The organism is Pedobacter sp. KLB.chiD (genome assembly GCF_047040275.1).
GTDB lineage: Bacteria > Bacteroidota > Bacteroidia > Sphingobacteriales > Sphingobacteriaceae > Pedobacter.
In genome coordinates, this window is the sequence record NZ_CP178207.1 from 241,965 (window position 1) to 257,074 (window position 15,110).

A 15,110-nucleotide genomic window follows, 5' to 3' on the forward strand; every position below is an offset into this window, starting at 1 on the left:
GGGAGTCTTCCATATCGTTAAAAATCTCTCTCTGCTAGTCGTTGCGCCGTTAGCGACGATTTTTGTTATCAATCTTCTTGATAGCTTTACTAATCCTAAAAGCAAAATTATTTGCGTGCAGTATTTCGATATGTTTTCATATAGTCGGAAGGATTCATTCCGAATAATGCGCTAAATTGTTTACGGAAATACTTGATGTCATTGATCCCCACTTCCCAGGCGATTTCTTTAATGGTATAGTTGGACTCAACCATAAGTTCAGCAGACTTTCTAAGGCGGATGAATCGAATGAAACCGGCTATTGATTGGCCGGAAATAGATTTTACCTTTCGATACAGGCCGGAATGGCTCATGCCAATTTCCTGCGAAAACTTTTTAATGTTAAAAGATTCATCTCCGATATTCCGCTCAATAATATTGATGCAGGTTGATAAAAACTCCCGGTATTCGGGTGAGATTTTGAAGTTTTGTTTTTTGAAAGTGATCTCGTTATAAAAATATTGCTGAAGTTTGGTCCGGTTTTCAAGCAACGTTTTAACCCTTGCCATTAACAATTCCTTTGCGAAAGGTTTGGTAATGTAATCATCCGCGCCGCATTGGGTGCCTTTTAACCGGTTTTCGGCATCAGACAACGCGGTTAATAAAATCACGGGTATATGTCCAAGTGTGGGATTATTTTTAATGGCGCTGCATAGTTCCAGCCCCGTGCCATCTTCCATCATGATGTCACTGATAATGATATCGGGCAAGTGTTTAATGGCCTGTTCAAGTCCTTCTTTTCCACTGGAAGCAGTAATAACAAGGTGATCATGCTTAAATATGCCCTGAATATATTCGCGGATATTTTCATTATCTTCTACGATCAGGATGAGATCTTGTGTGCTTAGCAGCAGATTCGGATCTGTTTTTAATATTGGTGGAGTGAGTTTGACCTTATCTTCAGTTTGATAGGTTTCCGGAAGAATATCTTCGTAAACGATAAGATTACCAAAATGGCTTTTACCTTTTTTGAAAGATAGAAAGAATGTGGTTCCGCTTCCCGTCATGCTTTCATAAGAAATCTGTGCGCCATGCTGATCCATAAATTGCTTTACGAGATATAGTCCGATACCGAATCCCGATGCAGAACTGTTTTCCTTAACCTGATAAAACCGATCGAATAATTTTTCTTTAACATTAGGATCAATACCGATCCCATTATCTTTTATGCTCAGCTCTACTGTATTTTCCGTTTCCCATAACTGCATATTTATTTCACCATAAGGCCTGGTGAATTTTATTGCGTTTGAAATCAGGTTGTAAAGGATTGCCTGTATCTTTTCCCTATCAGCATATAGCTCAATAGATGTATCGGTGCATGCAAATTTACAGGTTAAGTTTTTTAATGCGGCCTGGCCAGAAAAACTGGTATGGACCTCTTTACAGATTTCGGAAAAAGGTAGTTTAGAGATTCTTAAATCTTCACTCTCCCCTCCAACTTTTCGAAATAGCAATAACTGGTCTACCAGTTTAAGCAACCGTTTTGCATTTTGATAAACTAGATCAAGGCCTCCTTTACTGCCAGAACCTGGATGATGCTGTATATAATCTTTCAGCGGATTGATGATCAGCGTTAAGGGTGTTCGAAACTCGTGCGAAACATTGGTAAAGAAAGCAAATTTTTTCTCGTTCAGTTCTTTTTCCTTTTGTGCATTCATCTGGGCTGTTTTGATTTCATAATTCAGATTTGCCTGTCGCACCCTGTACGCATTATAGGCATATATTAACCCAGAACCAAAAAGCGCGTAGCAAAGGTAAGCCAGCCAGCTACGGTACCATGGAGGGAGTACATTTATGATTAGCAGGCGATAATCAGGGCCCCATCCGCCAATATAATTATTGCGTTTAACATGCAATATGTATTTACCATCTGTTAACCGAAGAAAAGTAATGGGAGTAGCGGCTGTGGTTTCCATCCATCCATTATTACCTCCTTCTAAATGGTACGAAAATTTAATTCTGCCTCTATCTGCAAAATCTATAGCCGAAAAAGTGAGTGATAAAACTGCATCATGATAGGGGACGGTTAATTCGTAAATCCGCTCTTGTTGGGTTTGATTTACTGATTCATCAGTTGCACTTATAAACCGGTTGTTCACATACACCGATGACAGATAAGGGGCGGGGAGGTTTATGGAGCTTGCCTGAAAATTTCCAGGGTTAAAAAGTGTAAAACCTTTGATGCTCCCAAATGCCATTTCGCCAGATTTCAGACGCAAAGCCGCACTGTAGGAAAATTGATTGCTTGAGAGGCCATTTTCACTATAATAATTGTTGAAGGTTTTATGCACCGGGTCGAACCGTGATAAACCATTAAAAGTACTCAGCCAGAGATATCCCTGATTGTCTTCTAATATGCTAAGCACCGAATTATTGCACAAACCATCAGCATCAGAAAACTGTGCCTTTATTTTTCCCTTTATCCTGTCGAAAAGGATCAAACCACCGCCTTCGGTGCCGAGCCAAAGGTTTTTATTCCGATCTTCGAATATGGCTCTAACCGGTTTACCCATTGGATAATAGACGTGTTTTTTTACCTGGGTATCTATCTTTACCAAATCATTTGAAGTACCGGCCCAGAGCTGATGGAAAGAATCTTCTTTAAATACGTTGAGATTGCAGAGGCTGGAATCAAAGAGTTCGAACCGATCATTTTGAGTATTTAATCTGTATATGCCTCCGTCAACAACTGTGGTTGCCCAAATCATATCTTTATGATCCTGGTAAATGAGCCAGATATAATTGCTTTCCTTACCTTGATTATCAATGCAACGATATCTGTTAAAGGAATGGGCCTGTTCGTTGTACCTGTTAATACCACCACCAAAAGTGCTTACCCAGGTGTTGCCTTTTCGATCTGTTAATATGCTCGTAACGATGTTGCTGCTTAAAGAATTTGATTTAGCTGGATCGTGCCTGAAATGGGTAAAGCTATTTGTTTTTGTGGAGTACAGGCTTAGACCTCCTCCATCTGTGCCAATCCAAATGTCGCCATTAACTTTTTCATCCAGATAGGATACATAATTATGCGCCAGGCTGTTTTGGGTAAGTGGGTTGTTGCAGAATATTTGAAAATGCTTTTTTGTACCGTCAATGATTACGACACCTCCATTTAATCTGGCAATCCATTTGCGGTTATCTTTATCACTGTACATGGCTGGTATGGTTTCACCACTGGTAGAAGCAGATTGATGCTGTGTGAGTTTAGCTTGATTAACGCGTAATGTTTTTAAATCCAAAATGGACATGCCACTGCCTTCAGTTCCTATCCAGAGTTTATTTCCTGGATTTAACATGAGTGACAATATGTTTCCGTTAGACAATTTCTTCCTGGAGGACACCTTTGGTATTTTGTTATCGTAGATAACCGAAAATTGATAGAGGCCCTCTCTGGTTCCGACCCATAAATGATTTTCCTTTGCCAGTATGCAGTTGGTGAGCATCATTTCAGTACTAACCAGAACCAGTTCTTTTTGTCGGACATCAAAACGATATAATCCCACTCCACTTACTGTAATCCAAATACGGTTCTCATTCCCTTCTGTTATACTGGTTATATTGGCATTGGTAAGTGGCCGGTTTTTATCGCTATTGAATATCTGATAAGGGTATTTGTCTTGTTTACCTTTGTAAAACATTCCCGTTCCGTTTGTGCCAATAAATAAATTACCCTTTGAGTCGCGGAAGATCGTGTTTACTGCAACGGTTAATTTGAAAGATTTACCCCTTCGTCGAGAGGAGTAGTACGCTGGCATAAATTTTCCACTTAGTGCATCATATATGGCCACACCTTGCCCCGTGCCCACCCAGATGTTGTTTTCAGCATCTTCGGCAATACAATAAATATAGTTATGCGGAAGAGAATAATCATCTTTAAGCCGGTTACGAAACACTTTAACAGCACTTCCATCGTAGCGGTTCAGGCCATCGTAAGTACCAAACCACATATAACCATAATGGTCCTGAAACATGCACCTTACCGAGTTATTGGAAAGTCCTTCATTTATACTAAACAGGCGCTCATCGTGTTGTTCGGCCGTTATACGTCCAGTGATAAATAACAAACAAAATAATAACGGCAGGTATTTTGGCATAATTTGTCAGTTTTTTCGAAAAATAATCTGCCTTTTGGTATTCAGTGAGATTTCATGCATATTAATATAGTTGATTTATTAAACTTAAATTCCATGAAGAATCCATGATCCTCTCCTGGCTGGACGTGTAAATTTGGTTAGCAACAATGATTAGCCTTAAGCCACACATTGTTTACTCCTAAGTTAGTTATTTTAAATTAAATGTTATGATAACGTTTAATTTTTTTAGCAATTAATTTTGAAGGGTTTATTTACCTCGATTTCAGATTATCTTTCTCCAGAAATGTATTGCGGGTATTTTAATATAAGCTTTTTAGTTAAATATTATCTCTTAACATTTAACTAAGCAATAGACAGGGGAGTGAAGCCGGGCTTAAACCGATAGGAAAGCTAATAAGCGTACGGAAAGGCCGATTATGCTAATGGCACATTACAAATATCAGCAAACCTAAGATATTAAAGGGGCATCTATTGTATTTCAATTTCTCCAAACCTGACGGTAGGGTTGAAAACCATTTATGCCATTAATTTCATTAGCAGCATATCGAAAAAGTGAGCTGATGATTTGGTTATATAAGATCATAAGGCAAAAGAAAATGAGGACAAATTATATGATAGTAGTCCTTCCGCGGGCTATCATTGACACATATCAAAATAAGATTCCTCATTGTGAGGCGGAAAGACGAAGGCTGCAGGCAACAGTCAGGCAAACTTTCTTCTGAAAATCCTTGATAGGGAGATTATTTTCAGAAATTCAGTACATGCCAACAGCTGAAAAAAAGCCTTCTCGTAGTCGATGGCTTACGGGGATGAAGATGCTATAAAAGACAGAATTCCCGGAGAAAATAGCTCATTGGGAGTATCAACCGATAAACCAAATTATCAATTAACGCTCCCGTAAGCTATCCAATCTAACTAACTAACTAACTAATAAACACCGTCTAAATCCATGGCACGTACAATTTTGACGTGTCTGAATGCATTGGTTTCTGACCATTCCGAATCATAATTCAGTCCGTAAGGCCAAAAGTGGCCCCCTCCGGCACTAATATTACTGGTAGGTGTTTCGAACGCTCTGATCGTCGCAATACCATTTGTACCAGAGTATGTTCCTCCATTGGTTAGATTATACCAACCCCCGGTTTGTCCTACGCCATAGCAATGCCCCATTTCGTGCATGGCCGTACGCACATTTTGATAACTTGTATTTTCACCGAAACGGATGTCGCCGTTTACATTTGCTTCTGCGGTAGGCACTCCGGTATTGTAACTTACGTTAAGTGTTCTTGAGTCCCAATCTGCTCCAGCATTGTAACGGGCACATGCATCATTCATGGCGTTTGTTATTCTGGTAATCACATCTGCGGGCACGCCATCGGTTGATGTCCATGCCCAGCCAACCTGTCCGTTATATTTTGTTTTCACCAAAACCCATTGCTGGTTATCGCCACCATGAGAATCATATTGGTTAATGTCGCCACCGTCTTCCAATGAAGAATCCCATAAATCCAGTGCCTTTCCGCTTGCCCTGTTTACAATACGGTAATAATTGCTCCCTAATGCTACAAACTGCCACTGTTGGTTATCGGCACCAGTATAGTCGTTGATCTGAATATTACCACCGTTTGTATTATCAGCGGCAGTTAACGCTCGGTTGCTTTCTACGCCAATTATACTATAGTATCCACCTGATAAAGCCGTCAGTTTCCATTGTTGGTTAGTCCCACCTGTTCCACCCCACTGGAATACACTTGTATTGTTTCCATTTTGGCCTCCGGGTACATCTATTACCTTACTGCTGGTTTTACTCATGATATAAAAGGTTCCATTTGCAATTGCCTGTGGGATTTCAATAGCCTGGATGGCCTGGATTTTCTTTTTCGTTATTGCCGAATTGAACGTTTCAGTTTCGTTGGGATTTACCTCGGCTACCTTCTTACAGCTGGTGGTACAAATAGCAGCTACTAAAATCGTGGCCGCGTACTTTAAGCAAAGCATTTTGTTTTTCATATTGATGTTTAGGTTTTAAATGATAGTTTACGCTACTACCAAGGTTTTATATCTCCCAAAGGCGTAAAATCTTTGATTCGAAAAATCTCTGGGTTTGTTAGCCATAAATTCCGGTTTGGTTGAGGATTAATCAGGTTCAGCCTGGTTTAAACAAATTGGAATACCCGGTTTGATTGATGCCAGGCTTTTTTGGCTTACTGCTGTTAATAGTAAACATTTGCGATTCATATCATATTTGGTTAGGTAATTACAGAATAGTATTAATAATTACTTATGTAGTTCAAATATAATATACAAAAAGCCGTAACAGGGGTTGTAAATCAATCGATTTTGGGGGGTAAATCAATCAATTTATATTTCGCTAATGAACAAACTGCAGAAAGTAGCTACATTCACATCGCGATTTGACTTGGTCTGAGTTAAAAATATGAGTTAATTTGCTTGAAAGTCGTGTTTGCATTAATGCTTAACTTAATGCGCAAAGACCAGCGATATCAACATATTTCATTGTGCTTCTTTACAGTTGAAAATTAATGTTATTTGCAAGTTTATTTATGTTCATGGTAAGCATCTATTATACAGTCGAATAGTTGTAAACATCGCTAACTAACAATGATCAATCAAGTCAATCAGATTATAATCTAAGGCTAATTTTTTAATTTCTGATCAATAGTATCCCAAATAATTTGAATTTATGAAGTTTTATACGAAATGTACGATGGTAATTGTCGCATTGGCAATTGTTTTTTTTAGCGGTTTCGCGCAGGAAATAAAATATTCCAAAAAATTTGATGGGTATCTTTTTGCCTATTTTGAAGGATCGGGCCCGGGGGATGGACAGGAGCAACTTCGGTTTGCAGCCAGTGCTGACGGGGTAAACTGGTCTGCACTTAACCAAAATAATCCGGTGATAAAATCTGATACCATTTCTAATTCTGGTGGCATCCGCGATCCGCACATCCTCAGAAAGGAAGGTGCAAGTGGATTTTTGATTACGGCAACAGATATGAATACCCATAAAAACGGCTGGGCTAAGAATACCGGAATTGTGATGTTAAAATCTTCCGATTTGGGCCACTGGACCCACAGTGCCATAGATTTGGCAAAAGAATATCCTGCAACATTTGCGAAGGTAAAGTGGGTATGGGCCCCACAAACGATTTATGACCCGATAGCCAGGAAATACCTGGTATATTTTACCATCAGGTTTGAAGATAATGAGAAGCTCGATTTTTATTGTGCCTACGCCAACCAAGATTTTACAGGTTTTGAAAAGGAGCCGACTTTAATGTTTAGCCCAAAATTTGGGGGCATTGATGGTGATATTATTTTTAAAGATGGCATATACCACTTTTTTTATAAAGGAAATACCAAGGTAGAGGGAAAGGAAGTAAAAAATGGTATACAGCAGGCCACTTCCAGATCATTAAAAGGCCCATGGGTAGAAGATTTTAAATACCTGGATGTTTACGCCGGAACAGATACTCCGGTGGAAGGATCGAGTATTTTTAAACTGAACGATTCTCCGGATTATGTACTGATGTATGATCTTTATACAAAAGGCAGATATGAATACCAAAAGAGCACCGATCTGTTTAACTTTAGCGATGCTCCATTGTCATTTACCAAAAATTTCTTTCCAAGGCATGGAAGTGTGATCGGGATAACCACCCATGAAGCCCGCCATCTGAATAGTATCTGGAAAGGTATGCCTGGTGAATTGCTTATTCCAAAACTTCCCGGCGATCAGTTTTCATTCGTTGCTGATGGAAACCCGATTATCACGCATCAATATACCGCAGATCCGGCAGCGATTGTGGACCAGGAAAAACTATGGTTATTTACAGGGCATGATGCAGGTGGGAAGCAAAAGACCTTTAAAATGGAAGATTGGTCGGTTTTCTCCACAACTGATATGAAGAACTGGACCCAATATCCGGTTCCACTTAAGCTCTCTGACTTTTCATGGGCAAAGGGTGGTGATGCTTATGCAGGCCAGGTAATTAAGCGCAATGGCAAATACTATTGGTATATCAGCACCAATGCATTGGGCATAGGTGTTGCAGTTGCCGATCAACCTGAGGGGCCGTATAAGGATGCACTTGGGAAACCTCTGCTCACCAATAAAGATTGTTATGACTCCAAAAATTATTGGGCGTGTATTGATCCGACAGTTTTTGTGGATAAAAAAGGGCAGGGATGGATATTTTGGGGGAATAGTGAGTGTTACTATGCAAAATTAAAGGAAAATATGATCGAAATTGATGGCGCGGTAAAAAGAGTCAATTTTGAAGGCTTTAACTTTACCGAAGCGCCATGGATACATGAGAAAAATGGAATCTATTATCTGTCTTATGCTACGGGTTTCCCGGAAAAAATAGCCTATGCGACGAGTAAATCCCTTGACGGTCCGTGGAAATATCAGGGTATTTTAAACGAAATTCCCGGGAATAGTGATACCAACCATCAGGCTATTGTTGAATTTAAAAACAAATGGTATTTCTTCTATCATAATGGCGCTATGCAGCCTGGTGGGGGAAGCAATAACAGATCGGTATGTATAGATGAAATTTTTTACAACAACGATAGAACGCTTAAAAGAGTAGTGATGACAAGCGAGGGTGTAGGGAAGAGATAGACAGAAAATACGGAGATCTTAATTTAGTGATGCTGGTGGCTGGAGCCCACATGGCTTTGCGAAATCATGAAGGCCGTAAAGAATCTTTTTCGGAACTATATTGTTATAAATGTAATCGTCACGATAACGTTAAGTAACATCTGCGAGCGGATGTTTAAATGATTTAAAGCGTATTGTTCGAAATGAAGATCCGTTAATGGTATTTACTTTTTTGGAAAGCAGTTCCAGAAGCATTTGGTCTTTTTAGTCCCGCCTTCGCTTCAAGTCCTCACTCGTGCCTCGCTCCGGGCTTTATGCTCCAGTCGGGTTTAGGTGGCGAGGATAGTGGCTTCTGTTTTTGTTTTATGGCAAATTGCAGAGAGATGAAGTTTTCCTGCACAGGCCTTTATATTTAAACGGGATGGGAGCGGCATACTTTTGCTGTAAAGGCCGGGGGCATAGAAGCTCAACAAAAGATATAGCGGACAGCCCGGCAGAACCCAACCGATGATGAGCTACAGCACCTTTCCCAAATAACAGGCCTCACCAATCTTATTTTAACTTGCGTTACGGATGTTTTTGATTGTATAGCAAAGCATGTTAACACGATAAAAAAGCCCCCAATTAGTGCTTAACTTTTTGGGGGCTGGCTTCTAGCTGGTAGCAATGTAGATAATTGAACTCAGGTTAAGTCGGAACCATTATTTTATGGTTAAATTGACAATAAAGGTGGCAGTTGCCTTACTGCCGGAAGCTGACGTATATACCAATGCTTGTTTCATGGTATATTTATCACCGGTATTCACACGGTTGGGATACTGACCAGCGCTCAGCTTAAAATTTTGCACATCAAACTCGCAAAACACACGTGAATTAGCCGAACTGTAGCTGATTACATAACCATTGGCATCGAACCACTGTCCGTAGCCATTAGCTGTCAGGGTAGCGTTTAGGTTGTTATTAGGTTCAATTGCATAAAATTTAATATCGGTGCCTATTTTGCTGGTAATATCTTGTTTAGGTAGTTGAAAGGCAGATGCCAGTTTAGCAACATCAATTTCGGCTGTGGCATAATCATAAGAAGTGGTGCTTCGTTTTACTTCAAGATCGTAAGTAAAGGCCACATCTTTAGGTGCCTGATTATTGTAACCAGGTAAATTGGTGTTCTGAAATTTTACTTTATATGGCCACTGTTCATCATTGGCATTATTATCATCCCAGGCATGCGGATTGTATTTTGTAGGCGCACCGGTTACCACAAACCAGAGGCGGCTGCAATTGGCTGGAACAGTAAAGCTTGCATTTCCGGAGGCACTGGTGAACATGGTGCTGTAGCTTCGGCTACCATTTGTTGATAAAGCAACAAAACCATACCTCCATCCGGCAATGCTGGCATCTACCTGGTTATAGCCCGATGCGTTTGGTAAGCCTTGAAATGCAGCTGTAACAACGGTGCCTGCAGCAGGCACCTCTAAAGGCATCACATTGTAACCCGTTGTTTGCGGGCAAAAGCTTGGAGCAGGCTGGAAAGCGCCATCGTTCATCAGGTTCATTTTATAATGATGAGCACCAATTTTGCTTGCACCCAGCGTGCGGATGTTATTAATATCCCAGGTTACAAATTTAGATGCAGCATCGTATAATTCATCGTTTAGCTGGCTCACTGAAAGTCCGTATAAACGTTGATAAACCTGAATTGGATCTTCATAGCTCTGTGACGCCTGCCATATTTTGCCAATAACATCAACGCCTCTTTTTTGTGCCCAGTACTGGTGAATCATATAATTAGCATAACGGTAATCCTCGTGGATGAGGTGTTTCTGGTAATTATCCAGGTAAGGATCAAACCAGCTGCTAAAAAGTTCATCGGGGTAAGAGGTAAAAGCCTGCCATTGTGCCGTTTGTTCCCAAAAAGCATTTCCACCTGCTCCATTGCCTCCGAAACCCCACCTGAAGCCATGAGATGTTCCTAAATCGCAGGATACCTGGTATTGAAAACTATGGCCAATCTCATGCGCGATGGTTGAGCCAACGGGCTTGCAGGTTTGCGGACTTACCCATAATGCACCTATGGTATCGTCGTACCCTGAACCAGTTGCACGCCAACCATCTTCATAATATAAAAAAATCATTAATTTATATTTGTCTAATTTTGAAGTCCCATTTCCAACAGTGACAAATTTTAATGTGTTCACATTCAGGTTATAAAATGATTCGGCCTTTGCCAGCAGGTCGTCGATATCTACACGGTATTTAGAATCTACATTTGTAGAGGAAGGATTGCTACTGCCATATCCTTTTCCCCAGAACAGTATAAAGTGATCGGATTGCTTCGAACGGGCATAACACCATTCGCTTTCGGTAGCATTCCAATCCATATTCTGCATGGATTTTGGTTTGTAAATCTGCAGCGTGGTAGCCGCCTGCGTACCGGTTTCATTTGCAGGAGCATCAGGTACTACCTTAGTTTTCTTACAGGCAGTAAAGTTTAATAAGAAAATTAAGGGAAGTGCAGCACCGATTCGCCGGTGTAGCATTAATTTTGATAAGTGGTTCATGGTTTAGGGGTTAATTGATGTATTCAGCAAATTAACGAGAACCCCAAAACTATCTCTACAGGTTTTTACCTAGATATAACTCATTTTTAACCTGATGATATTTAAATGGTCTATTCTTGTTTTTTTAGCTTGAAATTGATAAATCAGCAAAAGGGTTTCAAAATCAGTCAGTTTGCCCCTTTCCATCAAAAGCACTTCTTCTTTTTTTAAACAACTGATTTGCTATCAGTGCAGCTGATTTTTTTTTCGAATTGGAGTGTTTCTGCCCCTTCGGCATATTTATTTTAACGTTACATCAAGGTAAACTGAATGGCGACCATAGGTTTCATAAAATGGTTTAAAAGCAACATCACCAATCGTGAACCTTAACTGCTTCGGATCACCCTTAATGGTTTTACTGATATCCTGTGCATTTAAGGTAATTTTGCGCCAATCTTTTCTGGCTTCAGACTCTTGGGCCGCAAGCAATATGGGGCCGTAAAACAGGCTGGCAATATTCTGTTGATCCATAACCGGATCAAGGTGAAATGTGAATGGCATTTTTAATTCTATAGTATCTCCATCTTTCCAGTTACGGCTAATTTTCAGGTAACTGCCCGGGCTGGCCGGAAGATGCTGTACTTTGCCATTGATTTTTACAAAAAAGCCTTTAGTCGCCCATCCTGGTACACGCACATGGATGTCGAATTTTCCACTTCCATGAATCGTCAGTTTGGTGTGGTCTTCTTTCGGAAAATCTGTGGTTTGTTCTATCCTTACGTTTCGCGCTTTCCAATCCAGTGTAGATGGGATATAGAGGTTTACATAAAGTGCCCCGTTATCTTTGCCTTTAAAATAAATCGAATTTTGTAATTTGGTGCTGCTCTCTATTGCAGTTCCGTTACAGCAGGTAAAGCCTTTCATATCCGGATTGCCAAATTGCTTAACAGAACCTGGCCGAAGCGGTACATGATAAGTATTGGCAGGGCTTTTTTCGGCTACTGATGCCAGGATATGGTTGTACAGGCCGCGTTCGTAATAATCCATCAACGCTGCTTTTTGATCGAAAAGAAACAGGTCGCCGGTTAACTTTAACATATTATAAGTGGCACAGGTTTCATTTTGGCCCCCTTCAGAGAAACCATTTTCGTATAATGTTGACGGCTGGGCGGTAAAACATTCTGCATTGGCCGGATTTCTTGCCCCTGCAACGCCTCCTATGCTATACATATAATCGTTCACCATCTTGTACCAGAAATTATCTGCCACTTTGTAATACTCCGGATTTTTGGATACACGATACATCTCTATACTTCCCACCACCTGTGGGATATGTTGGTTGGCATGCAGGCCACGGAAAATGTCGACATTTTTCGCCAGGCCGTTCGAATGTGCAGTGTCGCCAAAAAATACTTTAATATTATCAAATAACTGTGCGGTTTTAAGGTAACGCTGTTCGCCGGTGATGCTATACATACGCGCCATAGATTCGTTCATGCCGCCAAACTCGCCGGCAATATAGGTGTTCCACATCTTAATAAGTGTTTCCTGGGGTAGTTGGCTCAAACGGGCATATACCCAGTCGCTCATGTTTTTTGCAATATCGAGGGCCTTTTTATTACCGGTTACTTCGTATACATCGATTAAGCCAGCCAGGATTTTATGCAACGTATAATACGGTGCCCATATCTGATTGTTCTGTCCGCCATATTTAGCCCCCTTTTCCAGCATGATAAATTGATCTGGCGGATAAGCACTGATAAAACCCTTTCCCCAGTTCCAGTAATCGGTGCGGATACCCTTATCGCTCAGGTCTGAATCAAAACCTGTTTTGCCCGGGCCATATGGAACAGCTGTAGGATCGGATACATATGGGCCATCTGGTTTTTGTGGCTTTCCTGATAACATCGATAAATCGTAGAGCGTATTCACCATGTAATCTATTTTTTTGGCAAAATTGGCCTGGAGTGCCTTATCATAGCCTGTTCCGGCATAGGCCTGTGCAATGGCAGAAAGGTAATGGCCGGTAGCGTGTCCTCTTAATTTCGTATCCTGGCTATCCCATACGCCTAAAGGTTCTGCACCCTGAGGTTGTTTTTGACCAAAAGCGTGGCGAAACATATAAAGAAAGGAATTCGGATCGGTTTTAGCCAGTGTGCTGATAAATTTATCGCGGTTTTCAATAAATTTAGTCTGGTGGCCATGTGCATCCGTTTTAAGCGAAACCTCATTGAGGTGAAAAGCCTCCAGATTTGAAACCGGTGCATCCTCGTTTTTGGAAGCAATGATGGTGACAAATGCTTTAGGTTTGAAATCTGTCCCCGGAACCCGGCCGGTTATAGTATATTTTCCAGGTTTAAGAACGGCCGTATTATCGATATCAGAAGGCCAGAGCACCCGTACTTTTGGGCCTTTTACCCCATTTTTGTAAGTTCCTGTAAGGTGACTTGGTAATCGGGGCAAATTCCCAACAGCAGTTTCTATTTTAATATCTGTAACCTGTGTGAGGTACTTGTTATACAGCTGAGCCTGGTTTTTGGTAAAGTGTGGAAGATCATCTTCGCTTTTACCCACATTCACTACGTTTTGCTGCATACCTTTCTGCGAATTGTTGTAAATCCCGGTAATCTGTTTTATGGTTAGGGGAATACGGTAGATGCGGAAATCGTGCAATAGGGCATTTAAATAGGGGGCGCCCGGTAACATCGATTTTCCGATATAGAGCTGTATTTTGTCTTTTGACTGCTGATCAAATACGGCCGTCAGTTGCTGTGAGATCGCTTTAGCTTCGGCTACGGGCCTGCCGTTAACATATGTACTCATCAACTTTGAAGGTGCATCGATTACTACCGTAAGATAAATCCATTTGTTTGTTTCGATGGGAGCAGAAATCGCGCTTTTGCTGTGATCTTCATCTGCTTTTAACTGTACCAGGAAACCTTTCTGATTTTTTGTGCCTGATGGTGCTGCAAAAAAGTGTTTAGTGGCATCTTTTCCAAAATCAAAAAACGACTGTCCAACCCCGGCAGACTGTAAGTATATCCAGCCAGATATGCTGATTGATTCTACATCAGCAAGTGCTTCCGAAGGAATGGTAATGAAAGAATGATCGTTTCCACTAAGCGATAAAACCTTTCCAAAGCGGTTATCGTTAACGAACATCGGGTTAGCACCCTGAAATTTGGCATGCAGATTATTTCTTGACCAGTCTTTTAAGTCACCATTAAAAACATACCTGGCACTCATTCCAGTTTCGCCGATGCCATCCAGTATCTGATCGCCATTTTGTGCCAGGGCCGTGTGTCCTGCCAATATTAAAATAGCAAAGTATGAAATAGCGTAACGGAGTAATTTATGAATTTTAATATTTAGAAGACTTCTCATAACAGATAAAATTAGGCAAAAAGTATAGGAAACAAAGCCTTATAAATTGCAGGTATTGGGCATATTTTAACCTTATTTAAAGGTTAAGTAAGTCAAATAACAATATCAGCTTTTCGATTTAACGCCCTCCTCACCCTGATCCGATAATGATCGGATTTATTTAAGGGGCTTCTCAATAATAAGATGCTGACCACGAAGTAGCGACAAGGCAATTGAAAATATCATATCTACTTGTAAAATAAATTCAGCATGACGAATTGGTTATCAAGAGATATTTATAAAACAGTTTGTTTGTCAATAATTATCGAGTTTAATTGATAGCGTCGTAAATTTAATCTTTTTGAATGATTGCTGTTTTTACATTAAGATAATGTTTTAAAATCTGCATTCAGAGAATGAATAGTTAAAATACTGATACTATACATTAAT

The 15,110-nt window shown here is 40.4% G+C and carries 5 protein-coding genes; 1 reads left to right on the forward strand and 4 read right to left on the reverse strand.

The window, feature by feature from the left end; all coding sequences use genetic code 11:
* Positions 1–107: 107 nt before the first annotated feature.
* A complete protein-coding gene (locus tag ACK1I8_RS01115; protein ID WP_412467530.1) occupies positions 108–4,133 on the reverse strand; it encodes a two-component regulator propeller domain-containing protein in 4,026 nt (1,341 codons plus the stop codon).
* A gap of 927 nt (positions 4,134–5,060) precedes the next feature.
* Positions 5,061–6,143 carry an RICIN domain-containing protein gene (locus ACK1I8_RS01120; RefSeq protein ID WP_412467531.1) on the reverse strand — a complete coding sequence of 361 codons (1,083 nt, stop codon included), beginning with the start codon at positions 6,141–6,143 and terminating at the stop codon, positions 5,061–5,063.
* A 694-nt stretch (positions 6,144–6,837) separates the two neighbouring features.
* Here ACK1I8_RS01120 and ACK1I8_RS01125 point away from each other — a divergent pair.
* On the forward strand, positions 6,838–8,781 hold the full coding sequence (locus tag ACK1I8_RS01125; RefSeq protein WP_412467532.1) for a family 43 glycosylhydrolase: 1,944 nt from the start codon (positions 6,838–6,840) through the stop codon (positions 8,779–8,781).
* Positions 8,782–9,461: 680 nt separating this feature from the next.
* Here the strand turns inward: ACK1I8_RS01125 and ACK1I8_RS01130 are convergent.
* Both ACK1I8_RS01130 and ACK1I8_RS01135 read right to left on the reverse strand, forming a co-directional pair.
* On the reverse strand, positions 9,462–11,318 hold the full coding sequence (locus ACK1I8_RS01130; protein ID WP_412467533.1) for a DUF4859 domain-containing protein: 1,857 nt from the start codon (positions 11,316–11,318) through the stop codon (positions 9,462–9,464).
* A 279-nt stretch (positions 11,319–11,597) separates the two neighbouring features.
* A complete protein-coding gene (locus tag ACK1I8_RS01135) occupies positions 11,598–14,681 on the reverse strand; it encodes a beta-L-arabinofuranosidase domain-containing protein (protein WP_412467534.1) in 3,084 nt (1,027 codons plus the stop codon).
* Positions 14,682–15,110 lie beyond the last annotated feature (429 nt).